This window comes from Natronorubrum texcoconense (assembly GCF_900100335.1).
Lineage (GTDB): Archaea > Halobacteriota > Halobacteria > Halobacteriales > Natrialbaceae > Natronorubrum > Natronorubrum texcoconense.
In genome coordinates this window covers 562,605-588,871 of the sequence record NZ_FNFE01000001.1, presented here as the reverse complement: position 1 = coordinate 588,871, position 26,267 = coordinate 562,605, and the positions used below count along the sequence as shown (strand labels likewise).

Below are 26,267 nucleotides of genomic sequence, written 5' to 3'. Positions count from 1 at the left end.
GCCTCGAGCCCGAAACAACGCTCGTTCCGTCGCCACCGGTTCCCATACACCCAAAAGGCCGCGTTTCGTCTATGAAAGACGATGACAGACAGAGACGTTCACCTCCCGGTCGCGGCCCAACCGACCGTCGATTCGATCGTCGACTACACCACGCTGGCGGAGGAGGGTGGCTACGACTGCGCCTGGCTGCCCGAGACGTGGGGCCGAGACGGCGTGGTCGTCCTGACCGCGATGGCCGAACGGACCGAGTCGATCGATATCGGCTCGAGCATCCTCAACACCTACTCGCGCTCGCCGGCCCTGCTGGGCCAGACGGCCGCGACGATGCAGGAGGTCTCCGACGGCCGGTTCCGCCTCGGACTCGGTCCGAGCGGCCCCGTCGTGATCGAGAACTGGCACGGGATGGAGTACGGCAACCCGCTTCGACGAACTCGCGAAACCGTCGAAATCGTCCGCGAGGTGCTCTCCGGAGAGCCGGTCAACTACGACGGCGACGACTTTCAGCTCTCGGGTTTCCGGCTGCGCTGTGAGGCCCCGGAGCCGTCCCCGCCGATCGAGGTCACCGGGATGGGACCGAAGGCCGTCGAACTCGCCGGCCGCTTCGCCGACGGCTGGCACGGCATCATGCTCACGCCCGAGGGGATGGCCGACCGCCTCGAGGACATCGAGCGCGGCGCGGAACTCGGCGACCGCGATCCCGACGACGTCCACGTCACGACCGGCGTGACCTGCTGTGCGCTCGAGGACGCCGATCGAGCGCGCGAACTCACGCGCCAGCACATCGGCTTCTACATCGGCGGGATGGGTACGTTCTACCGCGACGCCCTCGAGCGTCAGGGCTACGACGAGGCGTCCGAGATCCACGACGCGTGGCAGGACGGCGACCGCGAGCACGCGCTCGAATTGGTCGGCGAAAGCGTTCTCGACGACCTCTGTGCGTTCGGGACGCCGGAAGAGACGCGCGAGCAACTCGAGGCCTACGAGAATGTCGACGGCCTCGATTCGATCGCGATCAGTTTCCCGCGAGGCGCCGACGAGGAGACGGTCAAGCAGACGATGGAAGCCGTCGCACCCGACGCGTCCTAGCGCCGGAATTGGGAGTCCCCTAACGCCGGAATCGGCAGTTCGCCCGTGACAGGCTCAGCCGCGTCGGCACGTACGCAGCGGTTGTCGCCGTCGTCGTGAAAACGGCTCGGGCGGTGTGTAACGGCTAGCTCGAATACGATACCTCTCCGTAGCCGGTAACACGGGTTCGATAGTCGACGAGCGAACTGACTCTCGCGTTCACTCGAGGGGGCTTATTGGAGAGTAGCCGATTTGTTAGGGCTGGTAGATAGTCGAATGAGTGTACTGAACACCGGGCACAGATGTGGTATAGACTGAGACGAGATTCGCGAGGATTAGTGATCCGCCAGTGCAGGAGTCTCATTCCGCATACGCAGTGTCTCTCTTGGAGTTTTTCAAAGTAGTATAGCGGTGAAAAATCCAGTAGGCGGCAGAACTTGCAACCACCAACCCAACGAAACCAAGCAGAATATCCACCAGACCACTTCCGACAAAAAGAACACCAACTGCGAAATAGAGTCCAGCGAGGCCCGCTATCGTGAGTACTGCGACAAAAATTCGGCGAATAGGAGAAAGAGGGTTCTCCGTCTCAGAAGTACTTTCGACCATATGTGAAAATTCTAACCTGAGGGTGCAAAAGTACTCTGGTGTAGTGAGTATATAGTTCATCGCTGTCGGATCGAAACAAACAGGGTCGTTGTGCTACACTACTGCTCTATATCCAGCATCCTCTTCTTAACACCACCTGAAGGAATTATCCCGCTCGACCCCCGAGATCCGATATGCAGTGGTGCGACAAGCCGACGAGATCACCCGGGAACGAGAGTGTGAGTTCCTGGAACCGAAGCCCGGGAGGAGAAGTGACGTGACTGACGACCCGCTCCCGGCCGAACACCGCTCGCCGCTCGCCACGCTCGTCGACGAGGTGCTCGCGGGCGTCGGTTACGAGGTGGCGGCCGCCACCGACGCCGTCGACGACGCCGTCCCCGGCTACGGCGGCCTATTCGATCCCGAAACCACCCCGGCCGAACTGCGTCGCGCGCTCGAGAGCCTGCTCGAATCTGGACTCAGTCGGCCACCCGTCCCCGAGTCGACGAGCGACGCGTTCGTGCTCTACGTCGACGGCAGTTCACGCGGGAGCCCCGGTCCCGCGGGGGCGGGCGCTGTCATCGTGGACGCTTCGGGGGACCAGCTCGCCCGTCTCGGCCGACCGGTCGGCTCCCGGGCGGGGAACAACACCGCCGAGTACGTCGCCCTCCAACTCGGGCTCGCCGAGCTGTTGGCTCGGTACGAGCCACGCAGGGTGGAGGTCCGCATCGATTCGATGACGGTCATCCGAGACGTCTGGGGCGGCGACGACCCGACGGAACCGGGCGTCGAGACCTACAGCGAGGCCGTGACGACGGCGCTCTCGAGCATCCCCGAACACCGGTACACGCATCTGGCTGACAGCGACCCGAACCCCGCCGACGCACTGGCGACGGTGGGAGCCGACATCGCGGCCTTCGGGCCCGGGTCGTAGGTGAACACGGTATACGCGAATGGAACAGTCGACTCAATCGGTTGCGGACAGCGATGCCAGGCGTATTGTTCGCGCTGGCGGCTGTGGTTTCCACGTCCTCCCCAACCGATTCGCTCGCTCCGGGGTCGCTCGCTCATCCCTCACACGACTTCGCTCGTGGTTCGCTGTACACTCACCACGAGCCAGCGCGCGCCACCGCACGTGGTCCGATCGATCGTGGCGGTAACGCTGTCACCCCTACCGAACGAAGGACCGACGTACCACCATCGGGTGAGCAAACTGACGCCGACGGCCCGACAGCTACAAACCGCAGATCCTCCCAGTTCGTGGTATGCCCGGTAAGGTGAGTCCGGACGACCTGCTCGCACACGTCTTCGGCCGCACGGGAACGGCGGCCGACGACGAGACGGTCCTGCAGGGACCGGCGGACGGCGAGGACGCCGCCGCGATCGCACTCTCCGAGGGAGACGAGACGCTCGTCGTCAGCTCCGACCCGATCTCGCTCGCGGCGGAGGGGGTCGGCACCTTGGCCGTCCCCGTCGCCTGCAACGACGTCGCGGCCTCCGGCGCCGATCCGCGCTGGCTGACCGCCGTGATCATGCTCCCCAACGAGGAGACCGACCTCGAGGCGATCACGCGCGACCTCGACGCCGCCGCGCGGGATGTCGGCGCGTCGATCGTCGGCGGCCACTCGGAGTACGTCGATCAACTCGAGCGACCGATCCTCTCGCTGACGGCGATGGGGACGGCCGAGGCGTTCGTCCCGACGGGCGGGGCCGAACCCGGCGACAGCGTTCTTCTGACGAAGGCTGCAGGGATCGAGGGAACGGCTATTCTCGCGGCCGATTTCGGCGACGAACTCGGGATCGACGAGGAGACCTGCGAGCGCGCCCGGACGTTCGTCGAGGAGATCAGCGTCGCCCCCGACGCTCGCGCGATCCGCGAGTACGCGACCGCGATGCACGATCCGACGGAGGGCGGCGTCGCGGCCGGTGCCCTCGAGGTCGCCCGCGCCTCGGGCGTTCGACTCGAGATCGATCGCGAGGCCGTTCCGGTTCGCGACGAGACGAGACGGCTGTGCGAGGCGGCCGACATCGATCCGCTTCGGATCTTCGGCTCTGGAGCACTGCTCGCGACCGTTCCGAGCGACACGGTCGACGACTGCCTCGCGGCGCTCGCGGACGCGGGGCTCGAGGGAGCCGAGATCGGAACGGTTCACCAGGGAACGTTCGAACTCGTCCTCGACGGGGAGTCGATTACCGATCCCGTCGAAGACGATCTCTACCCGCTCTGGGCGGCAGCCGATAGCGAAAACTGACGGTTGCGGTGACGGGGCGAACGAGCGAAACTGATGGGGTCGTGGTCACTCCGGGGTACCGCCCCCGTCGGTCCGATACCCGTTCATCGATCGACGAACAGCGTGTTCGTCGCGTCCGGTGCCACAAGTATCCCGCTTCCCGTCTCGAACGCGTCCGAAACGTCGTCCACGGCGTGTAACCCGACGCAGTCTTACGAATCCGCCCCTGGTGATCCGAGGATCGTCCCTCCGACTCGGTCGACGAGCGCGGGGGCGAACACGATCCACGCCACGAGCACCGCGTAGAGGGCGACGAGGAGGGGCGTGACGTCGACGATCGTTTCGACGATCCGAAGGGCGACGATGACCGTGATACCGACGGCGACGAGTACGGCCCCCTCGAGTCGGGACCGAAGCCGCGGCAGCCGATCGATCCAACCCGTGGTGAGTAGCCCGCCGATGGCCGCGCCGAGCGCGAGAACTGCGTACGCGGCCGCGCCGGTGACGTAGACGGCGGGAATCGCGAGGGCGAGGGCGACCGCGAAGCCGACCGTCGGCATGCCGCGGCTGACGCGGCTCATCGCGGTGACGAAGGCGACGCCGAGTATCGCACCGACGACCACGTCGCCGAGGTAGTGGACGCCGAGGACGACCCGTGAGAGCGAGACGGCGACGACGAGCGCTCCGGCACCCAAAAGTGCGACCGGATCTCGCAGTCGGTCGTACGCCGAGACGAGTCCGCCGTAGACGACGACCGACGCGAAGGCGTGACCGCTCGGGAAGCCGTACCCCTCGACGTCTATCGACGTGAGATAGACCGATTCCGGCGGCCGTGGGAGTCCGAGCAGCGTCTCGAGGGCCAGAATAAAGCCGAGCCCGGCGACGCCGTAGCTGATCACGAGCGCGCTCCGGCGGCGGCTGCCACACCAGAACAGGACTGCGAGGATCACCATGAGCGTCGTCGGACTGCCGAGTTCGGTGACGGCGACGACGAGATCGGCGTACTCGGCCGAAATCGCGTCGCGGACGACCGCGCTCTCCTCCTCGAGTCGCATTACGCTCAGTTCTGTCGGGGAACGGTAAATACCCTGCCACTACCAGGTCGAGATCGAGACGGCGTTCCCGATGCCGTTTCCGCTATCCGCGGGCCCACTCGAGCATCCGCTCGTATACCGGATCCGACGCCAGCGCGGCCGAGTCGCCGACGAGTACAAGCGCGCGTTTCGGTCGAGTCAAGGCAACGTTGATTCGCCGATAGTCCTCGAAGATCGGTCCCTCGAGCGTTCCCGTCGCGGTAAACGAGACGATGATGATCTCCTGACTCGAGCCCTGGAAGCGGTCGACGGTGTCGACGGCGACGTCGTCGGGAACGTGACTCGTGATTTCGGACACCTGCGCGCGGAAGGGGGCGATGACGCCGATATCGCTGCGCTCGACGCCCGCCGCCGCGTAGGTGTCGACGAGGTCGGCGATCCGCGCTGCCTCCTCGCTGTCGGTGTACTGACTGCCGGTGCCCTCGACGTCGACGAACGCGACGGGATCACGGAGATCGGCGGGCAACTCGGCGCGGGAGACGCCCGCGAGGTCGTCGAGCGTCCGCGCCGCGACCTCGGGCTCCGCCGGACGTAGTTCGCCGTCGTAGAACTCCCGCGAGGCGAAGGCCTGAATGCGCTGGTTCATCCGGTACTGCCGATCGAGCATCACGCCCGCGTCGGGGTGGAGGTCGACCAGACGCTCGAACAGCGACTCGGTGAGATCGTTCTCGGCGCGGACGACCGGCGGCAGCTGTTCGTGGTCGCCGACGAGGACGAACCGCTCGGCGAGGTTGATCGCCGCGCAGGTCCCCGGCTCCGTGAGCTGGGCGGCCTCGTCGACCAGTGCGACGTCGAACGCTTGCTCTTTCATCACCCGCGAGCCGCAGGTCGCCGTCGTCGCGGCGACCACCTGCGCGTTCTGCAGTTCGGCGAGGCGCTTTTCGGGGTCGCCCGAGCGCTCGAGCCGATACGGTTGCATGTCATCTCGAACGCCGCTTTCGGAACCCACGCGGACTACGCGGTCCGTTTCGATCTCACCGTGCTCCTCGAGTTGCTCGAGCAAAGCCTCGAGGGCGTTATCCACCGCGCGATTCGTAAACGCCGAAAGTAGCACGCGCTCGCCGCGTTCGACCATCGCGCGGATGGCGCGAGCGATGGTGTAGGTCTTCCCGGTGCCGGGCGGGCCGTGGATCAGCGCGCAGTCCCGCGCGCCGACGGCCTTCGTGACGGCCTCGTTCTGGGCCGCGTTGTTGTCGATAAACGTCTCTTCGGGATCTTCGAACTCCGGATCGGCACGGCCGAACAGGATGTCCTTGCGACGTTCGTCGCCCTTCAAAAGCGCGTCGTGCATCGCGGCGAGCAGCCGATCGGTCGTCAGTTCGGAGGGGTAGACGTCCAGCCGCGTCACTTCGACCGGCTCGTCGGCCGTCAGCACGACCTCCTCGTCCAATCGCTCGATTATCGCGAGCTCCGAACTCCCGCGGACCGGGTGACCGTCGCTCGCCAGCACGAAGTCGCCCTCCCGAATCTTCGAGTTTGCGCCGCTCGTTCGACGCGCTCGCAGTTCCCAGCGGCCGCCCTCGAGCGGGCGTTTCTCGACGAACTCGAGGTCGATCAGCGCGCGGTCGTCGTCGGCCCGTTCCTGAGCCTCTTGTTCCCAGAGTTTAGCGTACTCGCGATGGACCTCCCGTCGTTCCTCCTCGATGGCGCGGTAGAACCGGTCGAAGTACTCGCGTTCCTCCTCGGGGAGGGCCTGTCCGATCTGGCCGGCCTTGGACTCCTGGTCGAGTCGGCCCGAGACGACCATACAGGTGTCCTGCTCGAAGCAGTACTCGCACTTCGCCGAGCCCTCGTACCCCGTCGGGATCTCGCCTTTGATCTCCATGGCCGCGAGTTCATTGCGCAGCCGAACGACGAACTTCAGCAGGCCGTCGCCCATCGAGAAGTCCTTCGCGGGGGTGAGGTCGCCGGTCTCCTCGTTCCTGTCGAGCGCGGAGTTCTTGGTGTAGAGCAGGGTGCCGGTGTCGACGCTCCCGCCGTGTTCCTCGAGCAAGAGCGCGTAGCAGGCGGCCTGCACCTTGTCCTTGAAGCGTGGCTCCTTCTTGAGGTTCTTCCCCGTCTTGAGTTCGACCGGCGCGCCCCGTCGGATAGCGTCCGCGCGACCGCGGATGCCGAACGTCTCGCTGATGAGCAACTGCTCGGATCGCCAGCTATCTTCCTCGGTCAGGCGGCCCTGCTCGAGCCAGCCCTCGATCGCTTTCGCGTTCTCCCGAACGTCCTCGGTGACGGATTCGGCCGTTTCGCCGAGCAAGCCGAGTTCGAGGCCGCGTTCATCGACGCGGGCGTCGATGGACTCCGCCAACTCTCGCCCGCGGAGGAGGTCGCCGAAGACCTCGTGGACCAGCGTCCCCTTCACGACGGGGTAGTTCAGCGGCACCCCGGAGAGCTTGTTCAGGAAGTACAGCCGGGGACATTCGACCCAGTTGCGGATCGACGTCACGTTCACCAGAAAGGTCGGCTCGACGACGACGTAGGAGTCGCCCGTCGTCGAGTACTGCGTCTCGCCCCGGTACTCCTTCTCCTCGGCGTTCGTGACGAGTAGTTCCAGCCCGGGCTCTAAGTACTCCGCCGACTCCGTCCACTTGTTCCAGAGCGTCACCGTCGTGGTCTCGTGGCCGTCGGCGTTGTCGGGCTGGCCCGCGGCGTCTCGAGACACGGGTTCCGATTGCGTCGATTCGTCGCCGTCGCGCTCGAGTCGCAGCGGCACTTCGGCGAGGTCGCTCTCGCCGTAGCTCGTCGATACCGACTTCACTTCGACGTCGCCCGCGACGGTTCCGCGTACGTGCACGAGTGTTCGTCAGGAGCGAGGCGTCAAAAACGCTATCGGTCGCGTATGATTCATCGTTCGAAACGGAGCGACACCGATCGTCAGTGAGCTGCTCAATTCAGCAGTCCGAACTATCGTAACGATCGGTTACCGACGAGTGTCTCCATCGCGTGACGGAACGGTCGTCGTCGTTTTTTGATGGCGGCGCGGAAGCCGGGAGTACCAATGAGTGACTCCAACAGCAACGACCGCAATCCGGAGACGGCGAGCGGAACCGACGGCGGAATCGGACGCGAGGAGCGCGGGGAGGCGCCGGCCGACGACGTCGACTCCGGAACCGGCGCCGGCGACCGTGACGATCCCGGCCGCGACCCGCGCGACGACGCCACGCAGATCGCGAACGAGGAACGGCGGCGCAAAGTCTCGGTTATCAGCGCGATCGTCGCCGTCATCGGTGCGTGGGTCGTCCTCTCGGTCGTCGCCCTCTACGACGTCTCGCAGGCGGCGTTCTGGAACAACGTCCTCGTCGGCAGCGTCGTCTTCCTCGCGGCCGGCTACAACTACTACCGCGTCGTCAACGACATCCCGCTCAGCGTCGGCGTCTCGGGGCTGGTCGCGCTGCTGGGAATCTGGTTGATCGTCTCGCCCGCGCTCCTCGAGATGCAGGCGGGACTGGGGCTAACCACGAGTCCGTTCTGGAGCACGCTCGGCTCCGGACTGCTCATCGCGGCGCTGGCCGGCTACAACGCGTACGACGCTCGGGACGCACGGCGCGTTGCGACCGAGTCCTCGCGCGCCTAAAACCGATGGAACACTGACCGCCCGCCGATCACCGCGTCGAGCCGAGCGCCGATTCGCGGTCGCCGTCCGCCTCGGCCTCGAGCCGCCGCAACCGATACTCGGCGGCGTGGTGGCGCATCGCGACGACGGCGAACGCGACCATGACCGCGGCGAACCCGACCGAAACGGCCGGAGAGACGCCGTTGACGTAGCCGTTCGCGAGCTGCCCGACTGCCAGCCCAAGCGGACCGAGCGCGAGAAGCGCACTCGTCGCTGGCGTGGCCCGAAACAGTTCGACGAACGAGAGTGGTCGGCTGACGGACATGGTCAAACGTCGGTTACCCACTCTGTCGGGGGAACCATCCTATTCCTTTTGGTTCGATTTGGCCCAGTTTCGACGGTGACGTGTCGGTCGGCCGGCATCGTTCGTCACGACCGATACGTTCATTCTGTCCGCGCCACATTGGTCGCGTATGCGGATTCGCGAGTGGCAAGACGTACTCGAGGACGTCACGGAGCGGAACGTCGATCCCGAAGGGTGGCGTGCGGTCGCCGGCGATCGAGCCGGCGGCGTCGGTGAGGACATGTACCTCGCGCATCCACGCGCCGGCGTCTTCTTCCTGAAGACCTACGCGAAGAATCCATTCGAGGTCCGCGGGGTCGGCACGCGGGTCGCCCGCAACCTGGACGACGAAATCGGCTCGTTCCTCCCCAGAGAGGACGCGGGCGGCCGCTTCGCCGTCCAGTCGCCGCCGGAGGACGAAGACCAGGTCGAGACGGTCTCGAAGCGCCTCGAGACCGTCCTTCAGACCCACGCGGACGCCCCGACCCGGCCGCAGGATCTCTTCGACGACGTGATGGAAGCCATCGAGAGCCCCGCGTTCGGGCCGATGGAGTACGACCAGTACGACCGGCCCGATCAGCTCGAGGAGCTCGGCGACCGGTTCGAGGAGGCCGACGAGTTGCTGGGCGCCGAACTCGAGGATCTGATCGAGACCGACGAAGTCGATCGCGGCTTCATGTGAGCGCGTCGTCACGGTAGGTCGTGACCAGTCGCCGGAGTAACCCGGCTGCTGCCACGCTCGTCCTTTTTCAGCCGCCGACGATAGGGGCGGTAGTGTCGCCACTCCCACTGTCGCTCTCCGCCCCGGGCGACGTTGCCATCATCGGCAGCGTTGCCGATATCGTGGACGTCTCCTGGCTGCTCGCGATTTTCGCGGTGATCGCCGCGTGGTTCGGCTCGAGACTGCTCTCCGAGCGGCTCCGGCCGCGACTCGAGGAGCGAGTGCTCCGGCCGTCGACCGCCAACGCGGTCCTGCTGGGCGCTCGCATCGCCGTCGTCGCCTACGCGTTCGTCCCCATCGCCGGTCTGCTCGGCTTCCGGCCCCAGAACGTCTTCCTCTCGTTTACCGTCATCTCGCTCGTCCTCGGCGCGGTGTTGGCTCCCGTCGGCCGTAGCTACATCAGCGGGCTCTTCATCCTCGTCCACCGCCCCTACGAGGTCGGCGACATGATCGAACTCGTCGACCGCGAGGAACGCGGCTACGTCGACGACATCACGCTGGGCTACACGCGGGTCTACACCCTCGAGAACTCGTTTCTGGTCATCCCCAACGAAACGATGCGCGAGCGCGACGTCCGAAACCTCTCCGCCGAGGACGAGCGCAGCAGACTCTCGCTCGAGGTTTGCGTGACCTACGAGGGCGATCTCGATCGGGCGTGTGAACTGCTCGAGCGCGCCGCTCGGGACGTCGACGGCGTCATCGGCGGCGGCCCGCCGATCCGCGTCGGCCGGTCGAAGTTTCCGGCGGGGCCGAAGGCGTTCGTCCGCGAGTTCGCCGATCACGGCATCCTGATCGACTGCAAGTGCTGGATCGAAGCGCCTTACCTTCCGTTGAAAGTCCGGTCCGCGATCCACCGACGAGCCTGGGACGCTTTCGAAGACGAGGACGTCGAAATCGCCTATCCACACACCCACCACGTCTTCGACGAGACGAGCGGTCGGATTGGGGTGGACGTGGATTCGCCGGCGCGCGAGCCGTCACTCGAGCGCGGATCCGGAGTCGACCGCGGCGCTGATGCCGGTCGAGAAGCCGATGCCGATAGCGACACCGACACCAGCCAGCCGCGCGAACGCAGCCCCGAGTCGGGGTGGTCGCTCGAGCGCCCGGAAGAACGACCTGCCGACCGCGGCCGGTCAGAGCGGTTCGGCCGGCCGGAGGAACGGCCGACCGACTGATACGGTTGGCTGTAACTTTTTCCGGAGCGACCGCAGGACGGCTCGCAGTCGCTCCGGTAACGACTTACAGCAGACCGTATGAGCTCAGAGGTGGTCTCCCTTTCCGCGGTTGGAGGGGTTCGTCTCGAGCGACGGTATTTCCCCGGTCTCCGCGAGGCTCTTGAACCGGTCGAGGACGGTGCCCGCGAGACTCTCCGGAACGATCCCGAGGCGCTTCATTGCGCCGTCACTGAGCGTCCCGCCCGGCGGGTCGAACCGAATCTCGAGCGTGACCTCCGTCCCGTGGTCGTTGGGTGCCGGCTGGAATCGGATCGTCGCCTCGTAGGATATCGGTGCTCCCCCCACCGTTTCCCACTGCAGGCGTTCGCCGGAGCGTTCCTCGACGAGTCGCGTCTGCCACTCGAGCCGTCGACCGGCGGGGAGAGAGACCTGCCAGCGGTGATGATCCCCGTCCCCCATCGTCGGGGAGACGTCGGCGTACTCGCCGACGATGCGGCTCAACTGCTCCGGATCGCGCCAGAACGCCTCGAGTTCGTCGGCCGGTTTGCCGACCGTCACTGAGCGTTTGATCGTCGGTCTATCGGTCGTCGAATCGACGGCCAGTCCTCCGTGATCCGTGGCGGTATCGATGCCGAGTCGGCGATAGAGCCGACTGTGACCGCTGATGCCGCGAGAGACCAGCGCACCCCCGGCGAGCGCCGTGCCGAGCGACCGGCGCCGGAGGCCGCGCCACACGAGTGCGCCGCCAACGACGGCGGAGACCGCCCGTTCGAACCGGCCGACGTTCGTCTGCGAGGACCGGTCGGACGACTCCCACTCCGACTCCGATAGTTCGTCGATGTCGAATGTTCCGGTTTCCGTGGTCATCGGGTGGAAAAGATCGATCGCTGGCGTTCGCATTCGGTGCTGATCGATGCATCTCGTAGGCGACGTCGGATAGTAGTGGCTGACATGTCTCTTGGCTCCGGTAGGTACTCCGGACTACCCGTCAATTGGATGTTCGCGCTGCACCTGCAACGCATCGGACTACCGTTCCGTCGAGTCGCGACCTGCGTCTGCGTCCGGTGGGCCTTTGGGCGACGACGCCGACGGTACGCCCATGAACGAAGGTCCCGAATCCGTCGTCCGCGACTACTACGACGCACTCCGGAACGGCGATCCCCTCGAGCCGTACTTCCTCGCCGACGAGTCGACGGCGAAGTTCGGCATCAGCGAGGTGCTGTTCGGCGACGACGAGGTGAGCGAGGCGCTGCAGGAACAGACCGAGACGACGGCGGAGTGGACTGTCGAAAGCCGATCCCTTACCGTGACGGATCGAGACGGGGCTGCCACGTTCGCCGACGAGGTGACGATGGCCTGGACGGACACCGAGAGCGGCGAGCGCCGCCGGTTCGAGACGCGCTGGAGCGGGACGTTGGTCCGGCCCGAGGAGGAACAAACACAGGCGGACGAGCACGAGTGGCAGTTCGCCACGATGCACGTCAGCACGGCCGGCGAACTATGAGCCGCAGTTCGGGACGTGGCCCCCGCAGAGACGGGAGGCGCGGTTCCAGCCGCGACCCGGACGAGCGCGGCCACGCTGAGTCGAACGGATTCACGAGTCCCTCCGCCCGACTCAAAGCGGTGTTCGTCCTGCTCGTCGGACTCTCCGGCGGCACGATGGCGTTACAAGGTGGTGCCTCGCTGGCCGCCGTCGGACTGGCCTCGATCGTTGGCATCGTCGCCGGCGGCGCGTTGCTCTGGTACATGCTGTGGATCCTCGAGTGACCGACACTCGCCACGTGACGCCAGTTATGCTCCCGCGTCCGGCGCTCGGAACAGACGCAACTGTGCAAATCACCCTCTAGATCGACTCGAATCGGCGTCTACCGAACCAACTGCTCAGATACTGCTCTCGAGATCGGAACCGACTGGCTATCGATCGATCCGCTGGAGCCAGAGCGTCGGATCGTCGAGTTCGTCCTGCGTCGGCAGCATCTCGGGGCCTTCCCAGACCAGCGTCGCGGTCTCGAGACCGTGGCCCGTGACGACCGTCTCGAAGAAGTGCTTTCCGCGCTCGTACTGTCGCTCCTTGAGCCCCAGCCCGAGCAGCCGGCGGAACAGCTTCTGGAGCGGGCCGCGACCCTGGCGGCGGGCATCGAGTTTCCGGCGCAGGTCTTCGTACTCGTCGTCGAAGGCGTGGTCCATCAGGAGCTCCGCGTAGCCCTCGACGACGGTCATCGCGGCGTCGAGGTCGCGGAACGCGTTCCGGTCGAACGAGCCGTCAGAGAGGGCAGCGATACCGTCTTCCATGCGCGACTCGAGGTGGTCCGACAGCCACGGTGCGGCGCCGAACTCCGCGGCGTGGGTGACCTCGTGGAAGGCGATCCAGCGGCGGAACCGGTCGGCGTCGACGTCGAGCTTCTCGGCGGCGCTGAGGATGTTCGGGCGGACGAAGTACAGCGCGTGGCTCTCTTCGGGGTTCTCCGCGAGGAGGAGCGGGTCGTACTGGCCGAGCACGTTCCGCCCGAGGAAGGCGAGGAGGACGGTCATCGTCCCCGTGTTGACGGTCCGGGCGACGCCGGGGAAGGCGCCGGTCTGAAACTGGTTCTCGAGGGTGCCCATGACGCGTTCGAACGTCGCGATGTTGGCGTCGATCCAGTGGTGGCGGTTCTGGATCTCGACGGTGTCGGGGACGTCGAACTCGACGTCCGCCACCGTTCGCACGGCCTCCCGCGCGTCCCGAACGTCGCGCGCGTAGGCCTCGCGCTCGCCCGGCTCGAGCTCGAGCGAGCCGGGATCGGTCACCGCCTTCGCGGCGTCGGCGGCCGACTGCCAGTCGATTACGTCGTCACCGGACGCCCCGGCAACGGCCCGGGCGCTACGATAGAGGTTCACGTTCGTCGGTACGGGAAGCACGCGCAAAAGCGTTCGGCCGGGTCGGATCGATGGCGATCGGTCGGGTTAGTTAACGATGACGTCCGGCTGCTCTTCCTCCTCGAGTTCGGGTTCGTCGTCGCCGCGGAACTTCTTGGCGGCGACGCCGGCGGCGACGAGCAAGACGAGCGCGACGATTGCGCCGATAGCCTTGCCGCCCGAGCCGTCTTCCTCGGCTTCGTCCTCCGCCTCGGTTTCGGTCTCGTACTCGGCTGTCTCCGCCGACTCCTCGGTGGACCCGAACGGCAGTGCGGTGTCGAGGGCGCCCAGACCGAACTGGGTGTCGCCGTCAAGATGCAACTCGATGAGGGTGAATTTGGTGTTTCCCATGCGTCGGTATTCAACGAGTGGACACTTATACTGTTTGCTGGGCGTCACAGATCGGAACCGTACTGTGTGCGCAAAGTTGTCGTGGGTCAGTACAGTCGCTCACAACACGGTCGGAACGGAAGGTCTAGTCGCCCCTGAAATGGGGTTCGATGGAGTCAGGACCGGTACGATTAAGTGTCCATCACCTGCGCTCTTTCGTATGAGTGGACGACCGCTGGATGTCCTCGAGGCGTCGCTCGGCGAACGTGTCACGGTACGACTCAAGAGTGGCGACGAGTACGACGGCGACCTCGCTGGCTACGATCAGCACATGAATCTCGTGCTCGAGGACGTGACGATCCCCCTCGAGGGCGAAGTGGACGCAGAGACGCCGGCCGAAGACACAACCATTATACGCGGCGATAACGTCGTTTCGATCACTCCATGACTGGCGCAGGAACCCCGAGCCAAGGAAAGAAGAACACGACGACACACACGAAGTGCCGTCGCTGCGGAGAGAAATCGTATCACACGAAGAAGAAAGTCTGCTCGTCCTGTGGCTTCGGCAAATCCGCCAAACGCCGCAGCTACGAGTGGCAGAAGAAGACCGGCGACAACTGACCGCGGCGTTTCTGCCGTCTTCGCTTCTGTTTCCACCGACCTCGAGTTCCCACTGCCGAGTCCCGATTGTCGATTTTCGACCGTCGGCGTCTGCGATCGGCGGAACTCGAACGCGGCGTTCGGTGTGCTCCACACCGAGTGAGCACAGCTAACCCCCGGACGAACGCGGATCGCCTTTCAGTGGCTACAAGTCCCGGGACGCGAACACCCACGTATGAAGACGACGGACGCTTTTGCCGGCCTCGACTGTGTCGACTGCGGGGCTTCCTTCGACGCCGCGGCGGAGTACCACACCTGTCCCGACTGCGATGGATTGCTCGACGCGACCTACGACTACGACGCGATCGATCTGGATCGGGAGACGCTCGCCGCCCGGCCGTTCGATTCGCTGTGGCGCTACGAGGAACTGCTCCCGTTCACGCGTGAGTCCGCGGTGACGACGAACGAGGGCGCGACGGCGTTAGTCGACTGTCCCGACCTGGCCGACGAACTGGGCGTCGAACGGCTCCTGATCAAGGACGAGGGGCGGAATCCGACGGGGTCGACGACCGATCGCGGCCAGTCGGTCGCCCTGACGGCCGCCAGCCAGCACGGCGCGAGCGACGTCGCGCTCGCCACGACGGGCAACGGTGGACAGGCGGCCGCCGCGTACGCCGGCCGAGCGGGACTCGAGTCACACTCCTACGTCCCCTCGCGCTCGAGTTTCTCGAACAAGGCGATGATCAACGTCCACGGCGGCGACATGAACGTCGTCGGCGGCCGGTACGACGACGCCGTCGGCGCGTTCGAGGAGGGGCTGGCCGAAAACGAGGACTGGTACTCCGTGCAGTCGTTCGTCACGCCGTATCGCCACGAGGGCGCCAAGACGACGCTCTACGAAATCGTGGAGGGCCTCGAGTGGGACGTGCCCGACGTCGTCGTCTACCCGACCGGCGTCGGCGTCGGCCTCGTCGGCGCGTACAAGGCCGCGACGGAGCTCCGGGAACTCGGCTTAATCGAGGATCTCCCCGGACTGTACGCCGCGCAGGCCGACGGCTGTGCGCCGATCGTCGACGCGTTCGAGAACGACCGTGACGAACACGAACCGGTCGAAACGCCGGACACGATCTGCGGCGAGATCGAGATTTCGGATCCGCCAGCGAGCGGGCGGGTACTCGAGGCGCTTCGCGAGACCGACGGGGGCGCCGTCGCCACCGAGGACCGGGACATCCTCGAGGCCGCGGTGCAGGTGGCCCAGCACGAGGGCCTCGAGATGGCCCCGAGTCCGGCCGCGGCGGCCAGCGGCGTCTGGGAACTCGCCGAGCGCGGCGAGTTCGACGGGAGCGAGACGGTCGTCATCGTCAACACCGCCTCGGGGAACAAGGAAGGCGACGTGTTGCGCAGTCACCTGATGAGTCAGGGCGTGTAGCGACGGTTGCGGGGCGCTCGAGTGGCCGTCCGGCTACGGTTCACTGCGCTCCGAAACTCGATTCGAGGGTGGACAGGTGAGATTTGAGCTAACCACCGTCTGGAAAAAGACCATTAGTGACAACCACAGTTAGTATTATGATGACGAGTGATTTTGACCGCTTCTGGCCGCACGTTATCGGGGAAAGTCGGAGAGGAGGTCTTCTTCTACTCGCGGTGATCGCGCTTTTGCTGCTCTTCTCCGGTGGGTTTGTCGTCGAACTGCTAGATGTTGGCTTTTCTCTTGGCTGGATCGGAGTGGCGCTCGGAATCGCTATTACAGGAGGAGTAGTGAGGGCGGGTCTCGTACCGACTATCGGTTCGCTGTGGCTGTTCGCCCTCTGGTGGTACGTTTTTCCCCCGCTCGTAGGCTATCTCACCGGTGACTGGGGAACAACCTCTCGGTATTCGTACCCTCGAGTGTTGGGGTACGCGTATAGTTCTGCAGATGCGGAATTGATCGGTGGGATCGAACGCGGCGTTAAATCTGGTTTCCTGTTTGCAATCTTCGTCGGAACGGTTGGGTACATCGTGGGAACCATCGTTTGGTATGCAAGATGATTACAAGCCAATTGATAATTCACTCGTCTGTACTGGACGATCGCTAGCGTCGTAAATCGAGCCAGATGTCGGGCAACAGTCGCGCGTTGTATTCAGCACGACTAGAACTCGTCATCTGAGGGAGGTCAACAGAGCCAACAGTTTGAAACTACGTTCTGCCGAGATCGGTCTGCTGACTGTCTCCTTTAAAGAGCGCGAACTGGGCCGTTACACCTCGTAGGTTAGAACCGCAAAAACATCGCCATACTGTTGTACATTAACTAATTTCAGTGGCGGGGTAGCGATCGTGCGTGGCAATAGTGGCGCACCCGAAGCGAGCGTAACGGGAGCGACGGTGAGGATGATCTCGTCGAGTAAACCGTGGTCGTGGAACTGTCCGACGAGGTCACCGCCACCGACGAGCCAGACGTTATTCTCGCCTGCGGCCGCTACCATGTCCGCGTGGATTGGCGCAACGTCTCCCCGCACGAAGCGGATGTCCACATCATCGACCGCCGGCAACTCCCGACTGCTGAACACCCACGCCGGGACATCGTACGGCCAGTTTTCCGGGTTGTCCAGTAGGTTTTCCTGCTCGAAGAGCCACTCGTAGGTCGTCGAGCCCATCGCCACGGCACCGACCTGCTCTATGAACTGCGGGTAGTCGTCCTGTACACCCTCGATCTCGCCGATATCTCCGAACTGGAAGAGCCACTCGAGCGAGTGATCTTCGTCGGCGAGATATCCGTTGATGCTCGTTGCTGTGTAGTATTGGGTCTTCATCGGTACAACCGAGATGTAGCAAGCGTTCTGCCGGTATAAAGAGCGACTAGCACTGGGCCGTCGCACACCACACGTATACTCGCCGCTCAGACACAGAAGGTGTGTAACTCCCAACACCGAAACCGAATTACCGACTACTGGTAACCACTGACCGTCAGCGAGGACTGAACCGACTGGTCCGATAGTCGTCTCCGGCGTCGTTGTCCGTGTTCCGCTTGTCGGCGTTTCGGTCCCCACTTTCATCGATATCGTCGTAGATGTCGATGTGGTGGACCGCACTCGGTGAGAGGAGTCGACCGCCCTCGAGTTCGAGCCAGCCGTTTCCGTGAACGACGATCGGTCCCTCATAGAGCGGTTCGGCGTCGGCGCCGGCCTCGTCGTAGATGACGACGTCTCGATAGGCGCGCGTGAGCGGGTTCATATCGCCGCTGAATATCGATTCGGTGGAGGCTACTGGAAACATTGCTATTGGGGGATGACAGCCGTCCGACTGATAAGTGTACCGCGATCGACAGCTGCTACGTCGGTGTTGCCGTCAATCGTCGTTTCCGGCGGTTGCGCCGTCGTTTGCTCCCTTTTTCGACTCCTCGAGCGAGCCGGCTTTCGCCTCGTCGACGACGTCGATCGAGACGCCGGCCTCCATCCCGCGATTTCGGTTCGCGTCGCCGAATCCGGCGCTCAGCACGCGAGTGAGGGCGTCCTCGACGTCCTCGTCGAGTTCGGTGATCCGGTCGGATTCGACCTCGATGACGAACCCGGTGGTGATGTTCGGCGAGGTCGGGAGGAACAGCACTTCGCGTCCGTCGTCGGTGACTTTTCCGGTCTTGAACGCCGTCATCCGCAGCCCGTTCCAGGTCTCGAGTTTGACGGGTTTTTGGAGGGAGTCCTGCTCGCCGAAGGCCGTTTCAGCGGCCATCTTCGAGGCGTTGTAGACGACTCGCATCACGGGGACGCGATTCGCGACGTTGTCGACGACGCGTTCGACGAGGCCGCCGACGGTCGTCCGCATGAGGTAGCCGACGGAGAAGGTGAGAATGGTGAAGACGGTCAGGGCGACGACGACGCGAAGAAACTGCGCGAGCTGTTCCCGAGTCTGCTGGGCCTGCCCGCCGTCGCCCGGGATCAGCGGCTCGAGGGCTTCCGCCTCGAGGATGAGCCCGGGAGTGAGCCCGGCGACGAGCCCGTAGAGCCAGTAAATTACGTAGAGGGTGACGAGAATCGGGCCGAGGACGATGAGCCCGCTCGCAAAATCCCGCTTCCACGAAGCCATGTACTCCAACTCACACTAGGGGATTATGAGCCCTTCCCTTTAGCGTCCGAGAATGGCGCGGAGGGCGAACCAGACGTTTTCCTTCCGTTCGGTGAGGCGACGGTACATGTACGACTTCCACCGGTCGCCGTAGGGGACGTACTGGTAGACCGGATACTCCGCGGCGAGTTCGTACTGGGCGTCGGTGCGGACGCCCATGAGCATCTGAATCTCGAACTCGGTGCCGTGTTCCTCGTGGAGGTCGATCGCGCGATCGATCATCGCCGGATCGTGGCTGCCGACCGCGATTCCGCGATCGTAGTGTTCGAACGTGTACTCGAGCAGCGCCTCGTACTCGTGGTTGACCCGTGCCGAACTCGAGTACGAGATATCGTCGGGTTCGTTGTACGCTCCCTTGACGAATCGGACCTTCCCGGGCACGTCCGCGAGCCGTTCGACGTCCGCGCGGGTGCGTTTCAGATTCGCCTGCACGCAGACGCCGACCCGGTACTCGTCGTCGCTCCCGTACTCGCGAGCGAGGTCCTCGAACGCGTCGAGCGTCACGTCGGTCGTCGTGTGGTCCTCCATGTCGATCCAGACGAAGACGCCGTGGTCGGCCGCCGCCGCGACGACCTCCTCGAGTTCCTCGCGGAAGACGTCCTCGCCGAGGTTGAGCCCGAGTTGGGAGGGCTTGATCGAGATCGTGGCGTCGAGATTCGAATTGGCGATATCGCCGGCCAGCGCCCGGTACTCCGCGGCGTCCGAGCGGACGGGCGGGCGGTCGTCGTAGTGTTCGCCCAGCAGGTTGACGATCGCCCGAACGTTGCGACCGTTGAGTTGCCGGACGTGATCGAGCGCCTGCGCGGGGGATTCCCCGGCGACGAAGCGGTTCGCGATCGGCGGGATCATGTTCCCCAATTGGACTGCCAGTCCTAAGGTAGTTTGTATGCCGAACGGCCCGTTCGTCTCATCGCGGCGGATCGCTCCCGATCGACCTCGCTACCAGTGTGTTCAAAATCTGTATATGCTCTGTATGGATACTGTGGACAAGATATTAATATCTGTTTCACCTGAGGTCACGTATGACGGCAGGACCGCCGATCGACGACATCCACTTCGATGACGCACCGAACGTCGACTCCGTTCCCGGACCGAACACGAGAGCGCTGCTCGAGAAACAGGAGGACATCGACAGCAGCGCGGTCGCCTACCCCAACGACATCCCGATCGCCTTCGAGGAAGGGAAAGGCGCGACGGTTCGCGACGCCGACGGCAACACCTACATCGACATGTTCGCCGGGATCGGCGTGCTCAACGTCGGTCACTCGAACCCCTACGTCTTGGAGGCCGTCCACGAGCAGGCCGACAAGTTCGTCCACACCGTGGACTTCCCGACGGAAGCGCGACTCGAGCTGATCGAGAAGCTCGACGAGATCGCGCCGGCCGGCATGCAGGGGAACAACCGGGTCGTCTTCGGCGGCCCGACTGGCAGCGACGCGGTCGAAGCGTCGATCAAGCTGGCGAAGTACAACACGGGCGGCGACGGCCTGATCGCGTTCCGCGGCGCCTACCACGGCGCGACGACCGGCGCGATGAGCGTCACCGGGAACAAGAAGTTCAAGGGCCACTACACGCCGCTGCTTTCGGACGTCGTCCACGCGCCGTACCCGTACCCGTTCCGCCAGGACAAGTCGCCACAGGAAGCGGTCGATCACGCGCTCGAGGAGCTCAAGGCCATCGTCGAGGACCCCTACGGCGGCCTCGCGAATCCGGCCGGCATCATCGTCGAACCGATTCAGGGCGAGGGCGGCATCGTCACGCCGCCGAAGGGGTTCCTTCAGGGCGTGCGCGACATCGCGGACGAAAACGATATCGTCCTCATTTTCGACGAGATCCAGAGCGGACTCGGCCGCACCGGCGAGTGGTGGGCCTGCGACTGGGAGGGCGTCACGCCTGACGTGATGACCTCCGCAAAGGCGCTGGGCGGCGTCGGCTTCCCGCTCTCCGCGACGATGTACAAGGAGGAACTCGACACGTGGGGATCGGGCGACCACGCCGGCACCTACCGCGGCCACGTCGTCGCTATGCGCGCCGGCACCCGCGCAATCGAGTACATTCAGGAGCACGAGCTGCTCGCCCACGCCCGCGAGCTCGGCGAGTACATCCAGGGTCGCCTGCAGGAAGCCGCCGACGAGACCGACCGACTCGGCCAGATCCGTGGGAAGGGGCTGTTCATCGGTGCGGAGTTCGTCGACAGCGACGGAAAGCCCGACGGCGACCTCGTCGACGACATCCAGCAGTACTGCTTCGAACACGGCGTCCTCGTCTGGACGGCCGGCCGCCACGGCAACATCCTGCGCTGCATCCCGCCGCTCGTGCTCACCCACGACCTCGCGGAGACGGCGCTGGACGTCATCGTCGACGGCATCGAACACGCAGTCGACGACGCGTAACGACCGAACTGACCCACGACCACCCCCTCGATTCCCTTCTGAAACCGATTCGACTGACATGTCCGACACCAACTCCATCGAAACCGACGGCGCACCGAGCAACGACAACCCCTACTCGCAGGGCGTCCGGGCCGGCGACACGCTGTACGTCTCCGGCTACGGCCCCGTCGATCCCGAGACCGGCGAGGTCGTCGACGGCGATATTCGAGAGCAGACCGACCGGGTCCTCGAGAATATCGAGAGCGTGGTCGACGAAGCCGGCGGCGACGGCCTCGAGGACGTCGTCAAAGTCACCGTCTACCTGACCGACCTCGAGGACTACGACGCGGTCAACGAGGCCTACGGCGCAAAGTTCGGCGCGGAACCACCGGCACGCGTCTGCGTGGAGGTCTCGCGGCTGCCCGAGGACGTTCGCGTCGAGCTGGACGCGATCGCGTACCTCGGATAGCGTCCAGCCGAACCAGGATAGTTCGACGATCGAATCGCCGGCGGTGACGACGGTGATTCTGCCCCCTTTTCGATTCACCGATTCGTTTCGTCCCGTACTCCAATCGCCCGGTTCACTTTGGCCCCGTACACGATTCACTTTGTTCCGCACCCGAGCGGACTGCGACGTCGCCGTTACCTCGTAGCCGCTAAGTCGAACGCTCGACCGGCAGCGCGTCGCTCCTCCCGGTATCGGCCACGGTTAAGTAGCTCCCCCGCTTACAACCGGCAAGAATGGCCTACGACGTGCGAAACAGGTTGACCGACCTCCGGCGGGAGTTCCACCGCTACCCCGAACCCGGCTGGCGGGAGTTCCGGACGACCGGGCGGATCGTCGAAGAACTCGAGCGGATCGGCGTCGACGAGATCGCGATCGGCCGAGACTGTCTCGCGACCGATGCGCGGATGGCCGTCCCCGACGCGGCGGCGATCGAGCCCTGGCTCGAGCGTGCCCGCGAGGCCGGCGTTCGCGAGGATGTACTGGAGCAGACGGCCGACGGACACACCGGCGTCGTGGCCGTCCTCGAGCGCGGCGAGGGGCCGTCGGTCGGCCTGCGCGTCGACATGGACGCCACCGCGATCAGCGAGTCCGACGAACCCGGCCACCGGCCGGCCGACGAGAGCTTTCGCTCGGAGCACGACGGCTACATGCACGCCTGCGGTCACGACGCCCACGTCGCGATGGCGCTCGGGACGCTCGAGGCGGTCGCGGCGAGCGAGTTTTCGGGGACGTTTACGGTGTTTTTCCAGCCCGCCGAGGAGATTTCGGGCGGCGGCAAGGCGATGGCCGAAGGGGGGTATCTCGACGACGTCGACTACCTGCTCGCCGTGCATTTGGGGCTCGATCATCCGACGGGGTCCGTCGTCGCCGGGGTCGAGAAGCCGCTCGCGATGGCTCACATCACGGTGACGTTCGAGGGCGCGAGCGCACACGCGGGGAAGGCCCCCAACGAGGGAGCCAACGCGATGCAGGCGGTCGCGACCGCGATTCAGAACGCCTACGCGATTCCGCGCCACGACGAGGGGATGACCCGCGTGAATTTCGGCTGCATCGAGGGCGGCACCGCGAGCAACGTCATCGCCGAGGAGATCACCATCGAAGGCGAGGTCCGCGGGGAGACGACCGCGCTGATGGAGTACACGCGAACGGAACTCGAGCGCGTCTGCTACGCCGCCGCGGAGATGCACGACTGTGACGTGACTCCGCGGATGATCAGCGAGTCGCCGAGCGTCGACAGTGACCCCGCGCTGCGGGATCTCGTCGGCGAGGTCGCGCGGCGATCCACCGGCGTCCACGAAGTCATCGAGACCGCCGATCTCGGCGCGAGCGAGGACGCGACCTACCTGATGGAACGCGTCCAGGAGTCCGGCGGACTCGCCTCGTACGTCCTCGTCGGAACGGACCACCCGACCAACCACCAGACGCCCACCTTCGATATCGACGAGGAGAGCCTCGACATCGGCGTCTCGGTGTTGACCGACGCCGTCCTCGAGTGCGCCCGTCGACGACCCTGATCGTATCTGTACCTCGTGTACCCCGCGACTCTCGGCTGCGCGTAGTGCGTGCCGCGGTTACCGGCCGCACAGGTGTGCCCCGCGGCTCTCGATTGCACGAGTGGACGTCGTGTGCACCGTAGTATCTGACTGTGAAGGTCGTTCGTCCGGCATACAGTATTCGTGTACCGCAATTTCGATTCCCGATCGCAAAACTGTCTTTCAAAACACATGTTTGACGAATCAGAAAAGTTAATTCGCGGGATGCTCGTGTACCCAGTATGAGTCAGGATGACGTGCCGGCGTCCTTAGAGACGGCAGCCGATGCCGATCGACCGCGCGGTATTCTCACGCCCTCCGATCGCGACTTCCTCCTCGGGCGAAAGACGGACTACACCGACCACTCGAAAAAGCAGAAACGGAACCGGATTCGCCGCCGCGTCCGAAACGCGGTTCTCGATTTCAGCATTCTGTTCGAGTACATGGAAGAGCGAGACCGCAAGACCGTCTTCGATCCCGACGACGACGAACGCGACGCCTACACGCAGGGGATCACCGATATGCTCGCCTTTCTGCACCTCGGGACGATCGGCTACCACACGCCGTTCAAGGACATGCTCTCGGAGGGCGTCGGCCAGGCCGAACAGCGCCTCGCCGGTTCGAACTACCGGATGGTCAACGTCGAGTTCAACGTCGAACCGGTCGGCCAGATCGACGTCGACGAAGTCGTCGAGAAACTCGAGAACGAGGAGTTCGCTCAGCTTACCGACGAGGAACTCCGTGCGTTCGTGCGCCTCCTGACCATGTCCGACGAGTTCTCGCCCGAGTCGGCCCGCGAGGAGATCAAAGACCGCGTCGACGAGTACACCAGTCAGGTCAGCGAGAGCGCTGCAGAGCGCGAGCGGAAACTCGAGGAACTCACGAACTGACTGTCCTATGACGGCGTGACGTCGACTCGAGCCGAAGACATCGAGGAGCGTTTCGGTCTCGGTTCACCCTTCGATTTTCCGTCGCTGCCCGATTGCTGGCTCGAGCACCACGCCGTCCGCTTGGGTGCTCTCGTTTCGATCCACTCGGCTCACTCCTGTCGTCCGTAGTGACTACAGTATGTGATACGGTCAGTGTATCTACACTTTCACGCAAACGTGTGTATTCCATGGCTATCGATTTATGACTCTGGCGTACCTTCGAGTTATATACCATGATTGTGGAGTAGGGAGAGTATAATAAAACAATCGGGCGGTATAGCATATCGTTGAGGCTCTCCGTAACAGACCCATCCAATAAACGTAATCTGTGTATGTTAGATACAAAAAGGAAATGTTTATGCGAGAGACTGACAATTGGTCCGGTATGCTATCGCGAAGCATGGTAGATGCAACACGGGGACGGTGTGTGCAATCGGTAACCAGTTGCTCGAGGTCCGGGGGTGAGAGTGCATGAGCAGCGACGAGAAGGGGGCAGTCGATCGGTTCTTCGACGAGCTCGATCCGATCGTCTTCGCGTTCGGTGCGTTGTTGACGGTCGGGGTGATCGTCGCATTCTTCATCGATCGGGACTTCGTCGCTGACGGAATCGGAACCGTCCAGGAGCAGATGGTCGGCTACATGAACTGGGCGCTGCTGGTGATCGTCTTCCTGATCGTCGTCTTCCTGTTGTTCCTGATCGTCGGTCCGTGGGGGAAGATCAAGATGGGGGACGAGGATCCCGAGTACAGCTTCTTCTCGTTTTTCACGATGCTGTACTCGGCCGGGTTCGCCGCGGGTGTCGTGTTCTGGGGGCCAACGGAGGGGCTGTTCTACTACGCCGATCCGAACCCCCTGTTCGGCGTCGAAGCCGAATCCAGCGCGGCGATGACGTACGCGATTCAGCAAACGCTGTTCCACTGGGCACTGCCCCAGCTCGCGGTGTTTACCATCATGGGCATCGCGATCGGCTACTTCGCGTACAACTACGATAACGTCCCGTTGCGGGTGTCCTCGGCGCTCACGCCGATTCTCGGGAAGGAGAACCTCGACGGCCCGGCCGCCAAGGTGATCGACATCCTCGCCGTCTTCGCGACGATCGGTGGGGTCGCGACCTCGCTGGGGTTCATCGGTAGCCAGTTCATCTCCGGTCTCGATTACCAGTGGGGAATCGACATGGGCGACGCCGGCATCCTGATCGTGGTGACGACCATGACGATCCTGTTTACGATCTCGATGGTGCTCGGGGTCGACAAGGGGATCCGGCGACTGTCGAACTTTAATATGGGGCTGTTCGTCGTGATCATGATCGCGACGTTCATCGTGGGGCCGACGATGTTCCTTCTGTTGCTCGGCTCGCAGGCGATGGGCGGAATGATCAGCGACTTCGTCTCGATGAGCCTCTACACCGGTGCCGGCGAGGAGGGTGCCACCGGCTGGGTCGAAGACTGGACCGTCTTCTACTGGGCCTGGGCGCTCTCGTGGTCTCCGTTCGCGGGGCTGTTCATCGCCCGTATCTCGAAGGGGCGAACCATCCGCGAAGTCGCGTTTACCGGTATCGTCGCGACGTCAGCAGCGACCGTCCCGTGGTTCACGTTCGTCGGCGGTACTGCGGTATGGGCACAACACACAGGCCTCGCCGACTTCAGTGAAGTGATCGCACCAGGGGGCCCCGGTCCAGAAGTATCCGGGTTCATTCTGTTCGACGCGCTCTCACTCACGCTGGACCTGCTGGTCGTCGAGTTTACAGTGCCGATCGGTTCGATTCTGATACTCGGCTTCATGGTCATCGTGACGACGTTCTTCGTCACCTCGGCGGACTCCTCGACGCTCGCCGTCTCGATGATGACCACCGGCGGCAAGGCGTCCCCGTCCACCATCAACCGCCTCTTCTGGGGGATCGTCCTCGGTCTGACCGCCGCGATCCTCATGATCCTCGGCGGTGAGGGTGGTGCCGGCGCCCTGCAGGACGCAGTCATCATCACGGGCGCGCCGTTCGCGATCGTCTGTTTCCTCGCCGTGCTCTGTCTGGTCAAGGACTTCAGCGGCTCGCGAGGCCGCGTCTTGCTCCAGGAGAAGACGGTCATCTTCGGCTCGGCTCGAGGCCAGTCCGATGACGAGCCGTCGCCGGCCGCCGAACCTGGCGACGACGACTGATCCGGTCGCGGCTCTCTTCATTGTTCGACCTGCGTCGACTGTGACGTCGTTTGATTTCTTTCACTACCTCTTCGAAAATTCCGT

Annotated in this window: 28 protein-coding genes; 17 read left to right on the top strand and 11 right to left on the bottom strand. The window is 64.3% G+C overall.

The features are described from left to right. The first annotated feature begins 81 nt into the window (after positions 1-81). Positions 82-1,086 (top strand): TIGR04024 family LLM class F420-dependent oxidoreductase, encoded by a 1,005-nt coding sequence (locus BLT08_RS02780; RefSeq protein ID WP_090303252.1) that lies wholly within the window; start codon positions 82-84, stop codon positions 1,084-1,086. Positions 1,087-1,425: 339 nt separating this feature from the next. On the opposite strand, the gene BLT08_RS22430 is transcribed toward BLT08_RS02780, so the two are convergent. After that, positions 1,426-1,674, bottom strand: a complete 249-nt coding sequence (locus BLT08_RS22430; RefSeq protein ID WP_139171259.1) for a hypothetical protein — start codon at positions 1,672-1,674, stop codon at positions 1,426-1,428. A 256-nt stretch (positions 1,675-1,930) separates the two neighbouring features. Between BLT08_RS22430 and BLT08_RS02775 the strand changes: the two genes are divergently transcribed. Together BLT08_RS02775 and BLT08_RS02770 are read left to right on the top strand one after the other, a co-directional pair. Beyond that, positions 1,931-2,587, top strand: coding sequence for a ribonuclease HI family protein (locus tag BLT08_RS02775; RefSeq protein WP_090303917.1), 657 nt, complete (start codon positions 1,931-1,933; stop codon positions 2,585-2,587). A gap of 331 nt (positions 2,588-2,918) precedes the next feature. Beyond that, entirely contained in the window at positions 2,919-3,905 is a 987-nt protein-coding gene (locus BLT08_RS02770) for an AIR synthase family protein (protein ID WP_090303251.1), read from the top strand. A 191-nt stretch (positions 3,906-4,096) separates the two neighbouring features. On the opposite strand, the gene BLT08_RS02765 is transcribed toward BLT08_RS02770, so the two are convergent. Further along, positions 4,097-4,939 carry a phosphatase PAP2 family protein gene (locus BLT08_RS02765; RefSeq protein WP_090303250.1) on the bottom strand — a complete coding sequence of 281 codons (843 nt, stop codon included), beginning with the start codon at positions 4,937-4,939 and terminating at the stop codon, positions 4,097-4,099. A gap of 82 nt (positions 4,940-5,021) precedes the next feature. Then, on the bottom strand, positions 5,022-7,766 hold the full coding sequence (locus BLT08_RS02760) for an AAA domain-containing protein (RefSeq protein ID WP_090303249.1): 2,745 nt from the start codon (positions 7,764-7,766) through the stop codon (positions 5,022-5,024). Positions 7,767-7,970: 204 nt separating this feature from the next. On the opposite strand from BLT08_RS02760, the gene BLT08_RS02755 reads away from it, so the two are divergent. Beyond that, positions 7,971-8,546, top strand: a complete 576-nt coding sequence (locus BLT08_RS02755) for an SPW repeat domain-containing protein (protein ID WP_090303248.1) — start codon at positions 7,971-7,973, stop codon at positions 8,544-8,546. A 28-nt stretch (positions 8,547-8,574) separates the two neighbouring features. Here BLT08_RS02755 and BLT08_RS02750 read toward each other — a convergent pair whose 3' ends face one another. Next, positions 8,575-8,850 carry a hypothetical protein gene (locus BLT08_RS02750; RefSeq protein ID WP_090303247.1) on the bottom strand — a complete coding sequence of 92 codons (276 nt, stop codon included), beginning with the start codon at positions 8,848-8,850 and terminating at the stop codon, positions 8,575-8,577. Positions 8,851-8,998: 148 nt separating this feature from the next. Between BLT08_RS02750 and BLT08_RS02745 the strand changes: the two genes are divergently transcribed. Together BLT08_RS02745 and BLT08_RS02740 are read left to right on the top strand one after the other, a co-directional pair. Continuing rightward, complete coding sequence (locus BLT08_RS02745) at positions 8,999-9,550, top strand: hypothetical protein (protein ID WP_090303246.1); 552 nt, start codon at positions 8,999-9,001, stop codon at positions 9,548-9,550. Between the two features lie 92 nt (positions 9,551-9,642). Beyond that, positions 9,643-10,764, top strand: coding sequence for a mechanosensitive ion channel family protein (locus BLT08_RS02740; RefSeq protein ID WP_090303245.1), 1,122 nt, complete (start codon positions 9,643-9,645; stop codon positions 10,762-10,764). 84 nt (positions 10,765-10,848) lie between these two features. Here the strand turns inward: BLT08_RS02740 and BLT08_RS02735 are convergent, their stop codons facing one another. Next, the gene (locus BLT08_RS02735) at positions 10,849-11,631 is read right to left on the bottom strand and encodes an SRPBCC family protein (RefSeq protein WP_090303916.1); all 783 of its coding nucleotides are present in this window, start codon (positions 11,629-11,631) and stop codon (positions 10,849-10,851) included. Between the two features lie 232 nt (positions 11,632-11,863). On the opposite strand from BLT08_RS02735, the gene BLT08_RS02730 reads away from it, so the two are divergent. Then, complete coding sequence (locus tag BLT08_RS02730) at positions 11,864-12,268, top strand: nuclear transport factor 2 family protein (protein ID WP_090303915.1); 405 nt, start codon at positions 11,864-11,866, stop codon at positions 12,266-12,268. Next, positions 12,265-12,531, top strand: a complete 267-nt coding sequence (locus BLT08_RS02725; protein WP_090303244.1) for a hypothetical protein — start codon at positions 12,265-12,267, stop codon at positions 12,529-12,531. Before BLT08_RS02730 ends, BLT08_RS02725 begins: the two co-directional genes overlap by 4 nt. 147 nt (positions 12,532-12,678) lie before the next feature. Here BLT08_RS02725 and BLT08_RS02720 read toward each other — a convergent pair whose 3' ends face one another. Together BLT08_RS02720 and BLT08_RS02715 are read right to left on the bottom strand one after the other, a co-directional pair. Further along, a complete protein-coding gene (locus BLT08_RS02720) occupies positions 12,679-13,641 on the bottom strand; it encodes a zinc-dependent metalloprotease (protein ID WP_090303914.1) in 963 nt (320 codons plus the stop codon). A 66-nt stretch (positions 13,642-13,707) separates the two neighbouring features. Further along, the gene (locus BLT08_RS02715) at positions 13,708-14,010 is read right to left on the bottom strand and encodes a hypothetical protein (protein ID WP_090303243.1); all 303 of its coding nucleotides are present in this window, start codon (positions 14,008-14,010) and stop codon (positions 13,708-13,710) included. A gap of 199 nt (positions 14,011-14,209) precedes the next feature. On the opposite strand from BLT08_RS02715, the gene BLT08_RS02710 reads away from it, so the two are divergent. The 4 genes from BLT08_RS02710 (at position 14,210) to BLT08_RS02695 (ending at position 16,617) form a co-directional block, all read left to right on the top strand. Continuing rightward, on the top strand, positions 14,210-14,437 hold the full coding sequence (locus BLT08_RS02710; protein WP_006090390.1) for an LSM domain-containing protein: 228 nt from the start codon (positions 14,210-14,212) through the stop codon (positions 14,435-14,437). Next, positions 14,434-14,610: a 50S ribosomal protein L37e gene (locus tag BLT08_RS02705; RefSeq protein WP_006090391.1), complete on the top strand. Its 177-nt coding sequence runs from the start codon at positions 14,434-14,436 to the stop codon at positions 14,608-14,610. Before BLT08_RS02710 ends, BLT08_RS02705 begins: the two co-directional genes overlap by 4 nt. Before the next feature lie 214 nt (positions 14,611-14,824). Further along, positions 14,825-16,018: a threonine synthase gene (locus tag BLT08_RS02700; protein WP_090303242.1), complete on the top strand. Its 1,194-nt coding sequence runs from the start codon at positions 14,825-14,827 to the stop codon at positions 16,016-16,018. A gap of 116 nt (positions 16,019-16,134) precedes the next feature. Further along, on the top strand, positions 16,135-16,617 hold the full coding sequence (locus BLT08_RS02695; protein WP_245724136.1) for a hypothetical protein: 483 nt from the start codon (positions 16,135-16,137) through the stop codon (positions 16,615-16,617). A gap of 207 nt (positions 16,618-16,824) precedes the next feature. Here BLT08_RS02695 and BLT08_RS02690 read toward each other — a convergent pair whose 3' ends face one another. The 4 genes from BLT08_RS02690 to BLT08_RS02675 all read right to left on the bottom strand — a co-directional run bounded on the left by BLT08_RS02690 (position 16,825) and on the right by BLT08_RS02675 (position 19,537). Next, the gene (locus BLT08_RS02690) at positions 16,825-17,379 is read right to left on the bottom strand and encodes a dihydrofolate reductase family protein (protein WP_090303241.1); all 555 of its coding nucleotides are present in this window, start codon (positions 17,377-17,379) and stop codon (positions 16,825-16,827) included. Between the two features lie 154 nt (positions 17,380-17,533). Further along, on the bottom strand, positions 17,534-17,842 hold the full coding sequence (locus tag BLT08_RS02685; protein WP_175529219.1) for a hypothetical protein: 309 nt from the start codon (positions 17,840-17,842) through the stop codon (positions 17,534-17,536). 72 nt (positions 17,843-17,914) lie between these two features. Continuing rightward, positions 17,915-18,649 (bottom strand): DUF502 domain-containing protein, encoded by a 735-nt coding sequence (locus BLT08_RS02680; RefSeq protein WP_090303239.1) that lies wholly within the window; start codon positions 18,647-18,649, stop codon positions 17,915-17,917. Positions 18,650-18,688: 39 nt separating this feature from the next. Beyond that, a complete protein-coding gene (locus BLT08_RS02675) occupies positions 18,689-19,537 on the bottom strand; it encodes a proline dehydrogenase family protein (protein WP_090303238.1) in 849 nt (282 codons plus the stop codon). A 173-nt stretch (positions 19,538-19,710) separates the two neighbouring features. Between BLT08_RS02675 and BLT08_RS02670 the strand changes: the two genes are divergently transcribed. The 5 genes from BLT08_RS02670 (at position 19,711) to BLT08_RS02650 (ending at position 26,183) form a co-directional block, all read left to right on the top strand. Beyond that, positions 19,711-21,081 carry an aspartate aminotransferase family protein gene (locus tag BLT08_RS02670; RefSeq protein ID WP_090303237.1) on the top strand — a complete coding sequence of 457 codons (1,371 nt, stop codon included), beginning with the start codon at positions 19,711-19,713 and terminating at the stop codon, positions 21,079-21,081. A 58-nt stretch (positions 21,082-21,139) separates the two neighbouring features. Next, positions 21,140-21,529: a Rid family detoxifying hydrolase gene (locus BLT08_RS02665; RefSeq protein ID WP_090303236.1), complete on the top strand. Its 390-nt coding sequence runs from the start codon at positions 21,140-21,142 to the stop codon at positions 21,527-21,529. A 272-nt stretch (positions 21,530-21,801) separates the two neighbouring features. Next, a complete protein-coding gene (locus tag BLT08_RS02660) occupies positions 21,802-23,082 on the top strand; it encodes an amidohydrolase (RefSeq protein WP_090303235.1) in 1,281 nt (426 codons plus the stop codon). 260 nt (positions 23,083-23,342) lie between these two features. Beyond that, positions 23,343-23,990, top strand: a complete 648-nt coding sequence (locus BLT08_RS02655) for a DUF8102 family protein (RefSeq protein WP_090303234.1) — start codon at positions 23,343-23,345, stop codon at positions 23,988-23,990. Positions 23,991-24,500: 510 nt separating this feature from the next. Next, positions 24,501-26,183: a BCCT family transporter gene (locus BLT08_RS02650; protein ID WP_090303233.1), complete on the top strand. Its 1,683-nt coding sequence runs from the start codon at positions 24,501-24,503 to the stop codon at positions 26,181-26,183. The last annotated feature ends 84 nt before the right edge of the window (positions 26,184-26,267 follow it).